Source organism: Acinetobacter sp. 226-1, from assembly GCF_030329325.1.
In the GTDB taxonomy this organism is placed as follows: Bacteria; Pseudomonadota; Gammaproteobacteria; order Pseudomonadales; family Moraxellaceae; genus Acinetobacter; species Acinetobacter sichuanensis.
The window spans coordinates 461,404-477,425 of the sequence record NZ_JACANU010000002.1; the positions used below are offsets into that span (position 1 = coordinate 461,404).

14 protein-coding genes are annotated in these 16,022 nt (G+C 35.9%); 10 read left to right on the forward strand and 4 right to left on the reverse strand.

Annotation, left to right across the window (positions count from 1 at the left end):
• The first annotated feature begins 6 nt into the window (after window positions 1-6).
• From HX124_RS05660 to rpmE, 4 genes are all read left to right on the forward strand, one after another.
• Window positions 7-2,175 (forward strand): AmpG family muropeptide MFS transporter, encoded by a 2,169-nt coding sequence (locus tag HX124_RS05660; RefSeq protein ID WP_286382215.1) that lies wholly within the window; start codon window positions 7-9, stop codon window positions 2,173-2,175.
• Window positions 2,176-2,403: 228 nt separating this feature from the next.
• A complete protein-coding gene (gene gloA, locus HX124_RS05665) occupies window positions 2,404-2,805 on the forward strand; it encodes a lactoylglutathione lyase (protein ID WP_286382216.1) in 402 nt (133 codons plus the stop codon).
• Window positions 2,806-2,998: 193 nt separating this feature from the next.
• Window positions 2,999-4,006 carry a bile acid:sodium symporter family protein gene (locus HX124_RS05670; protein WP_286382217.1) on the forward strand — a complete coding sequence of 336 codons (1,008 nt, stop codon included), beginning with the start codon at window positions 2,999-3,001 and terminating at the stop codon, window positions 4,004-4,006.
• A gap of 216 nt (window positions 4,007-4,222) precedes the next feature.
• On the forward strand, window positions 4,223-4,447 hold the full coding sequence (gene rpmE, locus HX124_RS05675; RefSeq protein ID WP_005015004.1) for a 50S ribosomal protein L31: 225 nt from the start codon (window positions 4,223-4,225) through the stop codon (window positions 4,445-4,447).
• 130 nt (window positions 4,448-4,577) lie between these two features.
• On the opposite strand, the gene HX124_RS05680 is transcribed toward rpmE, so the two are convergent.
• From HX124_RS05680 to epmB, 3 genes are read right to left on the reverse strand one after another with little or no spacing between them, the layout of a single operon-like run.
• Window positions 4,578-6,800: an EAL domain-containing protein gene (locus tag HX124_RS05680; protein WP_286382218.1), complete on the reverse strand. Its 2,223-nt coding sequence runs from the start codon at window positions 6,798-6,800 to the stop codon at window positions 4,578-4,580.
• The gene (locus HX124_RS05685; protein WP_286382219.1) at window positions 6,782-8,536 is read right to left on the reverse strand and encodes a cyclic-di-GMP receptor FimW-related protein; all 1,755 of its coding nucleotides are present in this window, start codon (window positions 8,534-8,536) and stop codon (window positions 6,782-6,784) included. The genes HX124_RS05680 and HX124_RS05685 overlap by 19 nt, the downstream gene beginning before the upstream one ends.
• A 27-nt stretch (window positions 8,537-8,563) precedes the next feature.
• Window positions 8,564-9,577 carry an EF-P beta-lysylation protein EpmB gene (gene epmB / locus HX124_RS05690; RefSeq protein WP_286382220.1) on the reverse strand — a complete coding sequence of 338 codons (1,014 nt, stop codon included), beginning with the start codon at window positions 9,575-9,577 and terminating at the stop codon, window positions 8,564-8,566.
• A 349-nt stretch (window positions 9,578-9,926) separates the two neighbouring features.
• On the opposite strand from epmB, the gene efp reads away from it, so the two are divergent.
• Complete coding sequence (gene efp / locus HX124_RS05695; protein ID WP_107006601.1) at window positions 9,927-10,496, forward strand: elongation factor P; 570 nt, start codon at window positions 9,927-9,929, stop codon at window positions 10,494-10,496.
• A 57-nt stretch (window positions 10,497-10,553) separates the two neighbouring features.
• On the opposite strand, the gene hpaA is transcribed toward efp, so the two are convergent.
• A complete protein-coding gene (gene hpaA / locus HX124_RS05700; RefSeq protein WP_286382221.1) occupies window positions 10,554-11,441 on the reverse strand; it encodes a 4-hydroxyphenylacetate catabolism regulatory protein HpaA in 888 nt (295 codons plus the stop codon).
• A gap of 149 nt (window positions 11,442-11,590) precedes the next feature.
• Here hpaA and HX124_RS05705 point away from each other — a divergent pair, with 149 nt between their 5' ends.
• The 5 genes from HX124_RS05705 (at window position 11,591) to HX124_RS05725 (ending at window position 16,016) form a co-directional block, all read left to right on the forward strand.
• Window positions 11,591-12,250 carry a fumarylacetoacetate hydrolase family protein gene (locus HX124_RS05705; RefSeq protein ID WP_286382222.1) on the forward strand — a complete coding sequence of 220 codons (660 nt, stop codon included), beginning with the start codon at window positions 11,591-11,593 and terminating at the stop codon, window positions 12,248-12,250.
• A gap of 3 nt (window positions 12,251-12,253) precedes the next feature.
• Window positions 12,254-13,015 (forward strand): fumarylacetoacetate hydrolase family protein, encoded by a 762-nt coding sequence (locus HX124_RS05710; RefSeq protein ID WP_286382223.1) that lies wholly within the window; start codon window positions 12,254-12,256, stop codon window positions 13,013-13,015.
• 17 nt (window positions 13,016-13,032) lie between these two features.
• Window positions 13,033-14,493 (forward strand): 5-carboxymethyl-2-hydroxymuconate semialdehyde dehydrogenase, encoded by a 1,461-nt coding sequence (gene hpaE, locus HX124_RS05715; protein WP_107006605.1) that lies wholly within the window; start codon window positions 13,033-13,035, stop codon window positions 14,491-14,493.
• A 251-nt stretch (window positions 14,494-14,744) separates the two neighbouring features.
• A complete protein-coding gene (gene hpaD / locus HX124_RS05720) occupies window positions 14,745-15,605 on the forward strand; it encodes a 3,4-dihydroxyphenylacetate 2,3-dioxygenase (RefSeq protein WP_286376430.1) in 861 nt (286 codons plus the stop codon).
• A gap of 21 nt (window positions 15,606-15,626) precedes the next feature.
• Window positions 15,627-16,016, forward strand: coding sequence for a 5-carboxymethyl-2-hydroxymuconate Delta-isomerase (locus HX124_RS05725; RefSeq protein ID WP_286376429.1), 390 nt, complete (start codon window positions 15,627-15,629; stop codon window positions 16,014-16,016).
• The last annotated feature ends 6 nt before the right edge of the window (window positions 16,017-16,022 follow it).

Sequence of the window (16,022 nt, forward strand, 5' to 3'; positions counted from 1 at the left end):
AACGCAATGTCATCGTCAAGTTCTGAGCAAACATCGGCACAACATCAAGGATGGATCGCTGCTTTTAAAGCATTTTTAGATCGTCGTGCCCTCATCATGTTATTTTTAGGTTTTTCAGCAGGAATTCCTATTTTATTGATTTTCTCGAGTCTATCTCTATGGTTAGGTGAAGCAGGAATTGATAAAAGTGCAGTCACATTTTTTAGTTGGGCTGCATTAGGTTATTCATTCAAATTTGTTTGGGCACCTTTGATTGATGAAATCCCACTTCCTTTACTGACCAAAAAACTAGGTCGAAGACGTGCTTGGTTGTTGGTTGCACAAGTGCTTATTATCTGTGCGATTTGTATCATGGCAATGACGAATCCTGCCAATGGGCAGTCCGCACTTTATCAAATGGCAATTGGTGCTGTGTTACTCGGCTTTTCAGCCGCAACACAAGATATTGTTATAGATGCTTATCGTATTGAACTTGCTGAAACAGAAATGCAAACCATTTTGGCATCCACTTATAATGCAGGTTATCGAATCGGCATGATTATTGCGGGCGCAGGTGCATTATTCTTGGCTGCAAAACTTGGTACAGCTAAAGGTAATTATATTTATGAGGCTTGGAGATATACGTATTTAGCAATGGCAGCAGTCATGTGCGTTGGCGTTATAACAACACTATGTATTCGCGAGCCACAGGTTAACCGTGTAGATAAGCATTATAAAAATACAGATTATTATCGCTTGGTTGCGGTATTTTTCGTTGCTGTGATCACTTTTATTGGTTGCTATTATTTTTCTGATGATTTGGTGCAACATTTACAAACTGAATGGAAAATTAATGATAATTTTCTTAAGTTTTTAATGGAAACATTGCGCTTTTTAGGTTCAGGCGCAGCAGCCATTGGCGTAGCAATTATGCTGATTCGTGCAGGTCTTGTAAATTCGCAGATGGCATATGAAACTTGGGTCAATCCAATCGCAGATTTCTTTAGACGCTATGGGGTGAAACTTGCATTAGTTTTACTATTACTTATTGGTTTTTATAGAATTTCTGACATTATTGCTGGGGTGATTTCTAATGTATATTACCAAGATTTAAACTTTAGCAAAGAACAAATTGCCGAGGCTGTTAAAGTTTATGGTGTTATTTTTAGTTTAGTCGGTGGTTTTTTAGGTGGTTTACTGGCACAACGCATGAATATCATGAAATTGATGTTTGTTGGTGCGGTATTAGCAAGTTCAACAAACTTGATTTTTATTGGTTTAGTCAACTCAGGCAAACCGATGGATCAAGTTACAGTACAGGTTGGGCAGCAACAGTTTACAGCTACACCTGATGAAGTGGGTTATTGGAAAGTTCAAGTTCCTAATCAAGTTTTGGCAAGTAGTCAAAATGTGAGTATTTCGACGCAATATCAAGACAAATCTGAACAGCGACAAGTACAACTTCCTTATTTAAAAGATACTGGCACAGCGCAAATTCAACTTTTACCGCTGACCAGTGACAACCAATTATCTACTGCTGAATTAAAGCAAAATATTGTGGTGAAAGGGCAGTTACTTGGGGTGAATACAAGTGATTTAAACGCTGAGCAGCCGATTACGTTAAAGTTGGATACTAAAGAATATCCTGCAAAAATAGATAAAGATGGCTTTTTCACAGGCTCGATTGATGCTCAAGACTTACAAGCTTCTACATCAAAAAATGTCAGTGCAGTGGTTAATTTTAATCAAAATCATCAGTATTTAGTTGCACAACAAAACTATCAATTGGTGAATAGCACATCGACGTTAGATATTGATATTCAACCTTTAAAACCAATTGTTGTTGGTCATAGCGACGCTGTTGAAATTAAAGGTAAAGTGATTGAAAAATATAGTTCAAATTGGCTATATTTCGCCATTATTGTTGATAATTTAGCATCAGGTTTGGCAGGTGCAGCTTTTATTGCATTTTTATCAAGTCTCACCAGTGTTTCATTTACAGCCGTACAGTATGCGATCTTTAGTTCTTTAATGACGTTAACACCAAAAATTTTAGGTGGTTATTCAGGTACAATTGTTACCAATATTGGTTATCCAAAATTTTTCTTAATGACAACTTTAATTGGTATCCCGATTTTGATACTTGTTGTTTGGGTCGGAAAATTATTAAGAGATCACCAGAAATTACAAGGATAGAAAAAAGTAATTTATGTAATATCATGAATACGTTGTAAGGTTTAAATGCCGATTCGATCTACAAGATTGAGTCGGTTTTTTATTTTTATTAGTTTAGAGCAAAGTAAAATGATACTGAAAATTAAACATTCATCATTATTTTTATATTTCATTTGAAGCAATAAATTGAAATGTGAATGCGCATTGCCTATATTGAGAGATTAGTATTTGTTAATTAGGAAATCTATCATGCGCATGCTACATACCATGTTACGTGTAGGCAATTTAGAACAATCTTTGGCGTTCTATACTGAAGTACTCGGTATGACTTTACTTCGCAAACGTGACTATGAAGAAGGTCGTTTTACCTTAGCTTTTGTTGGTTATGGCGATGAAGAAAACAATACTGTTTTAGAGTTAACGCATAATTGGGATACATCAAGTTATGACTTAGGAAATGCTTATGGTCATATCGCTATTGGTGTTGAAGATGCATATAAAGCCTGTGAAGAGATTAAAGCACGTGGTGGAAATGTTGTGCGTGAAGCTGGTCCGATGAAGGGCGGTGTAACTGTTATTGCATTTGTAGAAGATCCTGATGGTTATAAAGTTGAACTTATTCAACAAGATCAAGATGCACGTAACAATTAATAGCGTAAAATTGCGATACAACTTATATAAGAACACATTATATAAAGCTTAAGTGTCGAAATTAAATACTGAACATTTTGCTCAAAAAGTAGCTATATTCAAGAAGCTCAGTAAGATAAAAGTTTACCTTTAGGTAAATTCATCTCACTGGGCTTTTTAGCTTTTCTTTCATTCAAAAGACAGGATGTTTAAGATGAATATTTTAAAAATACTCGCTTTGGATCGTTTCACAATTCTATTGATTGTGATGGTCATCTTGGCAACTTTTTTACCTGTACATGGTATTGCTGCGGACATTTTTGGGAAAATAACCACTATTGCAATTGCCATTTTATTTTTTTTACATGGTGCAAAACTCTCAAGAGAAGCGATTATCGAAGGAGTATTACATTGGAAATTACACGCAGTTGTTTTTGCATTCACTTTTGCCGTATTTCCAATCATAGGTTTGTTGGCTAAACCAGTTTTATTACCATTACTTGGGCAAGAGCTGTATTGGGGCTTTTTGTTTATGTGCTTCTTGCCGTCAACTGTCCAATCTTCAATAGCATTTACATCAGTTGCACGAGGGAATGTCGCGGCTGCGGTCTGTAGTGCTTCATTTTCAAACTTGATCGGGATGTTTATTACACCTGTAATGGTGAGCTTATTTATCTTTGGTCAATCTAAACATGATTATGACCCAACCTCATCAATTATTGAAATTACTTTATTGCTTTTAGTGCCATTTATCGCGGGGCAGTTGTTACGTCCTTATGTATTTCCATTGATGCAAAAAGTTCCGAGTATTGTCAGAACTTTTGATCAGGGCACCATTCTGATGGTGGTCTATGGCGCATTTAGTGGTGCAGTTGTTGCAGGATTATGGCATCAGGTGAGTTGGACGACACTGACATATTTAACATTGGCTTGTTCGATTTTTTTAACCATCATCATGCTTTTGGCTTTGTATATTCCCAAGTGGCTTGGTTTTAATAAAGCAGATCAAATCTCAATTTTTTTCTGTGGTTCGAAGAAAACTTTGGCAAGTGGTGTTCCAATGGCGCAAATTCTATTTATTGGACAGCCGATCGGAATGATTGTTTTACCAATCATGATCTTCCATCAAATCCAATTGATGGTCTGTGGTGTAATTGCGAACTATTGGTCTAAACAACACGATGAAAATAGTCAAACTCAAGAAAATTCTGTACTTGATTAGTCGCATTATTGAGAAAAACTCGGTATAATGTTGCCCACTTGTTGTGCTTAGCTCTGACACTTATAGTCTCGGTGGGCTCAAAAGAAATGGTCTGTTATGGTGTTAGCCTGCTAAATTTATTTTTAAATTTGCTTTCCTTAAATAGGGTTTACACTCTGTTTAAGAGTGGTTAATTGCGATGACAGCAAAACCTTTCTTAACTTAGGAGAATCGACCATGCGCGCCGATATTCACCCAAAATACGAAAAATTAGTTGCAACTTGTTCATGTGGTAACGTAATCGAAACACGTTCTGCTTTAGGTAAAGAAACTCTTTATCTTGACGTATGTTCAGCTTGTCACCCATTCTATACTGGTAAACAAAAGAATGTGGACACTGGCGGTCGTATCGACAAGTTCAAACAACGTTTTGCTGGTATGTCACGTTCTATCAAACGTTAATACGACAAAACATAAAAAACGAGCTTTGGCTCGTTTTTTTGTATCTATATTTTGCTTTGTGACGATCTTTTGCTTTGAGATTCAAAGAGCTTATTGCTAAGCTCCTGATGTATTTTAGTCAGCTCAGATTTTATTGATCTTGAACATCTGTGAGTTGGTCAAGTTTCTTTTGGAAATAGTCGCCTTGTAAGAAACGTGCTTCAACATTCCACGCATTGGCAAAGCTATTCATGTCATCTAGTTGGGTAAGCAGAAACTCTACAGGTTTAATTTCTTGATATTTATCAATTATTTCCTGTAAGGCTTGAGTTGTATTTTCTTTGTTGAGCATCAATGTATATTTTTCATCTAAGGTTAGATGCGTGATATCACTTTGTTGCAAAATAATTTCACTGGAAATACTTGAGCCAAAGCGACGTACCGCAATATCAGCACCATGTTCACGTAAGATTGCAATATTTTTTTGTGCTTCAACGATATTTTTCGCAAGATCCTCTTCATCAAACTGCAAAATAATTGGGTGCGTGGCACGACTTCCAACAATAGTGATTAATTTTGAAACAAGTTCAGGGAATTGTTTATCATGGAATAAAACATGACGATTTAAATTCACAATGATCTTTGCTTCAGGATATTGATGAATAAAGTTATGTAATTGTTTACAAGCTTCTACCAAAATCCAGCGATCTAATTTAATAGAAAGTTCAATATCTTCATCAAGCTCAATGAGATTACTAATTTTTTTCCATTGATTTTCATAAATAAAACCACTGGTCACTTGGTAAATATATAAGTTAGTATCTTGTTTATCATAAAGTTGTTGATATTTAATACGAATTTCACCTTTTTCCAAACTATTTGCAATTTGGCGAAGAATAGGTGAGGACTGGTGTGAAACGTCTTGTTTTATCACATTTTCTGGCTTTGACACAGGTGTAATCGTCGGTACGTCAACGCTTGCTGTTTCAATCGTTTCAATGATAACAGGTGCAGATTCTTCGGAAATAGGCGCTTCTACAAGCGGCGCAAGTTCAATTTTGGTCGATTCTAATGATGCACTCATCTGTAAATCTGATTCAGATGGTTGTGCTGATATACGTGAGTTATAGGCTTGGGTCAGTAACTCAGAAAAATTATTTTCATGAAAATCATGCGCAATAATAGGAGCAACCCCAATTTTGAGATGGAAGTTATAGGCTTGAAAATTAATTTCTTGCAATTGTGGTTTTTGTAGTACATGCAAATTAGAAATTCTAGATTCTAATAATGAATCAGAACCTGCTTGTAATAAGATCCCATAGACACCAGGGTAAATATTGAAAATCGTTTGGTTGGTTTGTTCTTTAAGAAAGTTTTGAATACCTTCAAAATATTTATTTGCGTCTTGCCACGAAAGATCAAAAATAGAGTCAGGACAATCTGCAAGACTAAAAATAACCAACGCATTTGCTTTTGCAGGCTGGTTGATCAGTGCACGGTTGATTTGTGGGAATAAGTTAGAGATAGAGCTAGAGTTATTCTGCTGAGGTTGAGTATTTGTACTCTGCTGCGCGCCACCAACTTCAATTGTAATGCTAAGTGAATCTTCGTCTAAACCTGGTAGAAACTCAATTTTTAAAGGGTTTTGAGTTTTGGCATTTTGATTTTGAGTGCTTAAATCAAAACGAGCATAGTCAAATTGACCTTGAGTTATTTTTTTGAAACGATTTTTGAAATCATTTAAATTTTCAGGCTGTAAAATATCTAAAATTGGTAAACCGATCAGCTCTTCTTCGCTTTTTAGACCAAATAACTCAAGATATTCAGGATTTGCTTGAGTATGAATACCTTCTTCGATCACAGCACATGCTTTATGCTGTTCTTCTACAAGAGATTGTGCTTGAGTTTTAGCATTTTCTAAATCTTGTAGTAAATGTTGTTTTGATTGTAGCGCACGGCTATAAGACAATGCCCGAACTAGACTGATATAACAATGTTCTGGTTCTTGCAAATCAATGATGTCATAAATGCCTTTATGAATAAAATATTCATATTGTTCAGGTTTATATTCCGTAGGACGTAATAAAATCACGGGAATATTTACTTGTTCAGACGCTTGGATTAATGTAACCGCCTGTTCCATTTTTAAATCATAAGCACGTCCAAAAATGATTAAATCCCAAGACGTATTAAGTTGTTTTTCGAAGCTTTTCAAATCATCTAATAGTAAACCTTGTGCGAGATGATCTTTACTCTGAAACATCTCCATCAGCATATTATAACGAATTTGATTATCATCAATAATCAGTACTCGTGTTTCGGAGAGTTTTAACTTCTTAGATAATAATAAATTTCTCACTTCAAAGTGTCCCATAAGTCATGATTATTTAAATCATTTAATTGTTGTTGGATAAATTCATCGATAATCATTTGTTCTTCATCGTTGAGCAATTCAAAATCAAACTGAACAAAACTTTGAGAAATAAACAGTGACTTCAATAAATAAATTTTGATTTCTTGATTTTTAAAACGTAAATACAAAGCTTGTTGTTCTTTGAAATGTGCTAAGTTAGGGAGAACTAAAGACAATCTATTTTGCTCTTCTTGTTCAGTTTGAACCAATAAGCAAGGCTGATAATTATAACTTGAAACCTCAGAAGGCACTTTGATGGCACATGGATAAATATCTGGCGATAAAATCTCAATCCCGACCTCATAGCTTTTATTTACACTTTGTTTAATCCAACGTACAACAGCGCATTTCCATTTATTTTGTTGACTTTCACTGACCAAAATCAGTTCGCCTGTACGCAAATTTTTAGGTGCTTCACCTGACCAAGCAATACGATAACCATTAATACTAATATCGAGTACTTCGGTTTGATAAATTTGCTTAACTTCACGGTCAATTTGCTTAATTTTTTGTGTCTGTGCAGCATCATAATTGTGATTTGCAATACTAGTTTGTACATTCGCTTCAGACCTAAAGCCGAAATTTTGATTGATTAATAATGTTTCATCAAAAGTTTTCGCATTAGATAAATAAAAATGTGCTGTTTGTAAAGTAAAGCAAATTTGTAATTGCGCAGAATATTCATAACGTTCATGTTGACGCTCAGAATGCGTTCCTAAAACGTTTTGTACATGAAATTTTAGTGCAGAGGAAAGAAAATCCTTTTCATTTTTAGAAATATAGGTGGATTCATTTTGAATCGTATCATTGATATGTTCAAGCAATTGTTGGGTTGAAACAAAGACATTTGCTTTAAAATCTTCATGATGTTTACGGTTGTAAATAGGAGGATGATCTTTTGTCGTATCTACAATATATCTTGAAAGAGAGCTTTCTCTTGGTAAAATTTGTGTGAGCTTTGCCCAGTCTAGACTACATTGATAAAGGGCTTGAATCTCATTAGGGCGAATTTGATGAGTATTAAAAATATCTAATAACAAGACTTGAGCATAAGCTTGCTGAATATTTTGTACAGGAAAATGTGTTCCTTGTAATTGATTGATATTAATTAATAATTCGTTATTTTTTGCAGCAAGTTCATAAATATTATGAATCGTTTGCCACTGATTTGATAAAGCAGGGCTGTAAAGCATTTGCTGCTGCGTAAGGAGTAAACCGAGTTGTTGTAACGCATAATAGCTAGACAAAATACGAGCCGTTTTAAAACTACGATTTTGTGCAAATTTTAAAATGGCATATTTTTGTTGATTGAGTTGTAAGGAACTTCTGTGTGTAATATCGACATAAATTTTTGCAAAATAGGCACGCATAAACGTCGTGAGCTCAATAATATGCTCATTACGATCAGAATGAGAAAGTCCTTGATCTAAAAAGTATTTTTCTAAACCAATTAACACATTTTCAATGCTAGGATGCAAAACTTGTAGCAAATCAAAACGTAATGTTTCGGTGCAATCTAATTCTGCAATTTCATACATTGCATTTAATAACGCTTCTGAACTGTCGCCTAGCTTCATAATAGATAAGTCTGACACCCATTGGTGTAGTGCTTCTACTGATGCTTTTGAAAAGCTCAACTGTTCACGGTTTAAGACCGTTGAAGCGTGGAAAATATCAGAGATTTCCTTATTTATCATACTTATATTGAACTCATTTTAAAAAATCTAAAAACTTGAAGCCCCAAATAGCGGTGTTTTATTTTTCTCTCCCGCAATCTCTCTGACTAATTTAGGAACTAAATAACCGGGTAAGCTAGCGAGTAGTTCTCTATAAATGTCATCAATTTCATTTGTATGTAAATCAAAATGATGTGCACCTTTTACTTTATCTAACACATGTAAATAATAAGGTAATACCCCAGCTTCAAACAAGCGTTGACTGAGTTCAACCAAAACACTTGTAGAATTATTCACCCCTTTTAATAAAACAGCTTGATTCAGTACTAAAATTTGTTCTTTAACCAGCATAGAAAGCTTAGAACAGGTTAAAGCATCAAGTTCTGCTGCATGATTTGCATGCACAACTAGAATGACACGTAGCCGACTGTTTTTCAATAAGTAAACAAGTTCTTCGTCGATTCTTTCAGGAATTACGATTGGAACGCGGGAGTGAATTCTTAGAATTTTAACTTGTGCTAAAGATTCTAACCTTTCAATCCAAAGTGCAAGTTTACGATTTGATAAGGTTAGGGGATCTCCACCACTTAAAATCACTTCATTAATTTCAGGATGTTGTTCTAAATAATTTTTAATATGTAGCCAGTCATCATTTTTAGGTAAATTTTCTTGATAAGGAAAATGACGACGAAAACAATAACGACAATGTACAGCACAAGCCCCTGTTAGGGTGAGTAAAAATCTTGATTTATATTTATGTAATACGCCAGGAAGTTGGTTTGCTTGCTCTTCTCCTAAAGGGTCTGTGACAAAACCCTCGTGTTCTTCAAGCTCTAAATGATGAGGAAGCACTTGTAATAATAAAGGATCATATGCATTTCCTACTTCCATCTTTTTGACAAAAGCACGTGGCACACGCAGTTTAAACTGTTCTGAAGCGAGTAAAGCACCTGACAATAATTCAGCGGGTGAAAGCTGTAATTGCTCAAGCAGTTCTTGCGGTGAAGTGATCAAATCACTCATCTGTGATTGCCAGTTTTGCTCTTGATATAGATAAGTCATGAAAATAAAAGAATATAGAGTGTTGGGAGAAAAAACGAACAGTAACTTGAAAAAGTTAGATCCTGTTTACAATGCAATAGATCATTCAATTATCTATTTCAGCTTGATGATTTTAGCACTTAGTTGGCGAAGATGCAGGGGATAAAACTTGATAATATGCTGTATTTAGCTAATATCTGAGCGCTGCTGAAAATTTTTACATTGCTTCAAAGTACGTTGCTCATTTAGAATAGCCAAGAATGACAACATATGGCTAGCAGTCTGCTAGACAAATTCACACATAGTTTTATTCAATGCATGAATTTTCAGCATGAATAGATTCAAGATTTAAGTTTGGAGTGAGCCTTTCATGGCCTATTATTCTACAAATGATTTCAAAGCTGGCTTAAAAGTTATGCTTGATGGTAACCCATGTTCAATCATGGAAAACGAATATGTAAAACCAGGTAAAGGGCAAGCATTTAACCGCGTAAAACTACGTAACCTTAAGTCTGGCAAAGTATTAGAAAAAACTTTCAAATCTGGCGACTCTTTAGAAGCAGCAGATATTGTGGAAGTTGAAATGGAATACCTTTACAACGATGGTGAAATGTGGAATTTCATGGATCCTGTATCTTTCGAGCAAATTGCAGCAGATAAAACTGCAATGGGTGATGCTGCGAAATGGTTGAAAGATGATTCAAATGAAAAATGTACGATTATGCTATTTAATGGCGTGCCATTAACTGTAAATGCACCGAACTTTGTTGTATTAAAAGTTGTTGAAACTGATCCAGGTGTACGTGGTGATACTTCTGGTGGTGGCGGTAAACCTGCAAAATTAGAAACAGGTGCAGTAGTACGTGTTCCATTATTTGTACAGCAAGAAGAAAATGTTCGTGTAGACACTCGTACTGGTGACTATTTAGAGCGCGCATAATTGTAGTTTTACAAGATGCAAAAAGGGATGATAATCATCCCTTTTTTATTTTAAATTTTAATAAGATAGCAGATTTACTTGTCTAAATTTAGAAGGGCTTATACCTGCATATTTTTGAAAAAAGCGACTGAAATAAGCAGGATCTTTAAAACCTAGTTGATAGCAAATCATATGGATAGAACTATCTGTGAAAATAAGCATACGTTTAGCTTCTTGCATTTGTCGGTTGTAAATTAACTTTTTAGAAGAGGTGTTGGCTAAACGGCGGCAAATTTCATTTAAACGTGTTTCTGTAATGGCTAAATGAGCTGCATATTCAGTTAATGTCCAATGGTGATCATAATGAGATTCAATTAATTCATTAAATTTACGAAAAATTGCCAGATCATGATTGTTATTATAGGTATAAGGTAAAGCAGATTCAGCGAGTCGCATGGCTTGTAAAAAAATCAGACCAATTAAGCTTTTTAAAACAAAATTTTTACCTTGTTGATTATTTTCAAATTCATCTTTGAGTTGATGTAAATAATGTTCTAAACGATGTAAATCTTGAAAATCAGAATGATTGAACTGACCTGAATGTACACACATAGGGTAAATATGCTGAATTTTTAAGTCATTTTGTAGTCGCGAAATAATATTTTGTTGCACAGTTAAGACATGTCCTTCGCAGTCAGGATCAGTCATGAAAGAATGTGCAACAGAGGGTGGGGTTAGAAAAAAAGCAGGTGCTTGACAGATATATTTCACATCGTCTAGAAAAACTTGCACTGTACCTTTAGTGAAAAAATGTAATTGAAAAAAGCGGTCATGACGATGCGGTGGCATATTTTGACCAAAAAAGTTCGCCAGTTTCGCTTGATCTTCATAATGAATGTCTTCAGTGATAAGACCTTGATCATCAACTTGCCCCATCGGTAAATTGGGGATAAATGCGTTTTTCATACCTTCGGATCCATGAAAAGTATAATTTTTTATATCATAACGTAAAAAGTGCTTGCAATTAGTTATGATGTTAACTATAAAGTTAATATATTAACTAATTTGTGAAAAGTCTAGAAAAAAATATCTAGATCCAAGGAAGAGAAAACGCGATGAATGATCTAAAAAAGATAGATACTCACGGCAATATTTTTGGTATCGCATTAAATTATAAGTGTTTATATGAAAGCTTACAGACACAATTTAATCAAAAGCCTTATGTGAAAGAGCCTGTCAAACCCGTTTTGTTTATTAAAACTCCAAATACCCGTAATCAAAGTGGTCAGGTGGTTTTTAAACAAGTGGATGATGTTTTACAAGCAGGACCTACGGTGGGTATTGTGATTGGGAAAAGTACCAGTCGTGTACAAGAAAAAGATGCGCATGAACATATTGCAGCTTATGTCGTGGTCAATGAATTGAGTTTGCCTGAAGACAGTTATTATCGCCCAGCCATTAAAGCCAAATGTCAGGATGGCTTTTGTGTCATTGGTGAAGCTGTTGCTCGTGATCAAGTCACAGATATCAATCATTTAGAGTTACGTGTTTTGGTCAATGGTGAATTGAAACAAAAAGGCAATACTTCAAACTGGTTGCGTACACCTGAGCAGATCATTGCAGAAATTTCAGAGTATATGCCACTCAATGAAGGTGATGTGATTTTGACAGGAACCCCATTAGGACGTGTTGATTTAAATGCAAATGATATGGTTCGTATCGAGATTGATCAATTGGGTGCGATAGAAAACACGATTCAGGAACAGGGAGTATAAATCATGAAAACTGCACGTATTCGTCATCAGGGTGAAGTGGTTAATGTTGAAGTTTTAGAAGACTTAAGCGTTCAACTTGAAAATGGTGAAATTTTAAGTGAAGAATCTGTGGAATGGTTGCCTCCTGCACAAGGAACAATGTTTGCTCTTGGTTTAAATTATGCGGATCATGCGCGTGAATTGGCTTTTGAACCACCAAAAGAACCGCTTATTTTTATTAAAGCGCCAAATACATTTACGGGTCACAATAAAAATACATGGCGTCCTGACCACGTTGACTATATGCACTATGAATGTGAATTGGTCGCTGTGATTGGTAAAACTGCAAAAAATGTTAAGCGTGAAGATGCTTTAGATTATGTTGCTGGCTATACCTTATGTAATGACTATGCGATTCGTGATTATTTAGAAAATTATTATCGTCCAAACTTACGTGTTAAAAACCGTCATTCAACCACACCTGTAGGTCCATACATTATTGATACAGCTTCAGTCCCTGAGCCGAATAATTTAACCCTTCGAACTTGGGTAAATGGTGAACTGCGCCAAGAAGGTACGACGGCAGATATGATTTTTGATGTGCCATTTCTCATTGAGTACATTTCATCATTTATGACTTTACAAGCGGGCGACATGATTGCGACAGGAACACCTGAAGGGCTTTCAGATGTCGTGCCGGGTGATGAAGTGATTGTAGAAATTGAGGGTGTAGGTCAATTGCGTAACTACATCGTTTCAGAAACAGAATTTTTTAAAACAGTTTAAGTTAAGGGATGAACGGTATGATTAAACACTGGATTGATGGTAAAGAAGTCGAAAGCCAAGAAACATTTACAAACTATAATCCTGCGACAAATCAAGCGATTGGTGAAGTTGCAAGTGGTGGGCAAGCTGAAATTGATCTTGCAGTTGCCGCAGCGAAACGTGCAGCACCACAATGGGCGAAAACACCTGCAAAAGAACGTGCGCGTTTAATGCGTAACTTAGGTGATCTGATTGATCAAAACGTTGCAAAAATTGCTGAACTTGAAACATTAGATACAGGTTTACCAATTCATCAAACCAAAAATGTTTTGATTCCTCGTGCTTCACATAACTTCAACTTCTTTGCTGAAGTTTGCACTCGCATGAATGGGCATACTTATCCTGTTGATGATCAAATGTTGAACTATACATTGCATCAACCAGTGGGTGTTTGTGGTTTGGTTTCACCTTGGAACGTACCATTTATGACGGCAACATGGAAAACTGCACCATGTTTGGCATTAGGTAATACTGCTGTTCTGAAAATGTCGGAGCTTTCACCATTAACAGCGAATGAATTAGGACGTTTAGCTTTGGAAGCGGGTATTCCTGAAGGAGTATTTAACGTTGTTCAAGGTTATGGTGCAACAGCAGGTGATGCTTTGGTGAAGCATCCTGATGTTCGTGCAATTTCATTTACAGGGGGTACGGCAACAGGTCGTCGTATCATGGCAAATGCTGGGCTGAAAAAATACTCAATGGAGTTAGGTGGTAAATCACCTGTGTTGATTTTTGAAGATGCCGATCTTGAACGTGCATTAGATGCAGCATTATTTACGATCTTCTCATTAAATGGTGAACGTTGTACCGCAGGTAGCCGTATTTTCATTCAAGAATCGGTTTACGATGAGTTTGTAAAAGAGTTTGCACGTCGTGCAAAAAATATCATTGTTGGTGATCCACAAGACCCGAAAACGCAAGTTGGTTCAATGATTACGCAAGCACATTATGACAAAGTGACAGGTTATATCAAGATTGGTATTGAGGAAGGTGCAAGCCTAGTTGCAGGTGGCTTAGAGCGTCCAGCAAATTTACCTGAACATTTACAAAAAGGTCAGTTTATTCAGCCAACGGTTTTTGCCAACGTTGATAACCGTATGCGTATTGCGCAAGAAGAAATCTTTGGACCTGTTGTATGTTTGATCAAGTTTAAAGATGAAGCTGAGGCATTATATTTAGCCAATGATGTTGAGTATGGTTTGGCATCTTATATCTGGACACAAGATATTGGTAAAGCACATCGTTTAGCTGCTGGTATTGAAGCGGGTATGGTGTTTATTAACAGCCAAAACGTACGTGATTTACGTCAACCTTTTGGTGGTGTAAAAGGTTCAGGAACAGGGCGTGAAGGCGGTGAATATAGCCTTGAAGTATTTACGGAAATCAAAAATGTTTGTATTTCAATGGGATCGCACCATATACCAAAATGGGGCGTGTAACACGCCATTTGGAATTTAAGAACAGCATTCTTGTGTGAGATCAAATACAGGAAAATCAACTCAATATTAAGTTTTGTGTGATGTGTTTCTCAACGAGATATATTGGATTTTTGTCTTTATTTGAAGCTTGGAGTGGGCTTTTGACCTCACTCTAAGTCTTTTCTTAATATAAAGGAAATATTCAATATGAAACTCAGCGATCAGAAAATGCTTTACACAACATTTGAAAGAAGAATATCAGGAAGATAGAAATGGGTAAGCTTGCTCTTGCTGCAAAAATCACACACGTACCGTCAATGTATTTATCAGAATTGCCAGGTCCAACCAATGGAATCCGTCAAGCAGCAATTGATGGTCATATTGAAATTGGTCGTCGTTGTCGTGAACTTGGTGTCGATACGATCATTGTTTTTGATAGCCATTGGCTGGTCAATAGCGCATTTCATATTAATGCAGGTGAAAATTTTAGTGGTGTTTATACCAGTAATGAATTGCCACATTTTATTCAAAATATGGAATTTGATTACGATGGAAACCCTGAATTGGGTCAGTTGATGCAAGAAGAAATTTGTAAAACAGGCATTCGAGCACAAGCACATAATATTAAAAGTCTTGAACTTGAATATGGCACATTGGTTCCAATGCGTTATATGAATCAGGATAAACATTTTAAAGTCGTTTCAGTATCTGCTTTTTTAACTTCTCATGAATTAGAAGACAGCCGTAAATTTGGTGAGGGTTTACTCAAAGCGATTGAAAAATATGAAGGTACTGTAGCGGTATTTGCCAGTGGTTCATTGTCACATCGTTTTATTTGGGATCGTGAATATAAGCGTGGTATGGATGAATATACCCGTGAATGGGATCGCCAAGTGGATAAACATGTTGTCGGCATGTGGCAACGTGCAGAGTGGAAAGAGTTTACAGATATGTTGCCTGAATATGCAGAATACTGTTATGGCGAAGGTGGTATGCATGACACTGCAATGCTACTTGGATTATTAGGCTGGGATCAGTATGACAAAGCCGTAGAAATTATTACGCCAGCGTTTCCGAGTTCAGGAACAGGGCAAATCAATGCCATTTTCCCACTGCCTGACTCAATTGTTTAAATCATAAAAAGGAGATTTCTGATGCCTCATTTTATTGCTGAATACAGTGCAAATTTAGAAGAATCAGTCGATTTTCAAGACTTATTTACACAAGTGAATAACTTTTTAGGTGGCACAGGAATCTTCCCTTTAGGTGGTATTCGTAGTCGTGCGATTCGTATGGATAAATTTCGTATGGCAGATGGTTTACATGATTATGCCTTTGTTCATATGACGCTAAAAGTTGGTTCTGGACGTGATTTAGAAACACGTCAACGTGTAGCAACAGAACTCTTTGCAAAAATTGAAGCATTTTTTCAACCATTAAAAGAGCAGCGTTTATTGGCGATTTCTTTTGAGATGAAAGAACTAGATCCTGTTTTAAATTTCAAATCCAACAATATTCATCAATTTTTAAAAAATAATGGTTAGATAAGG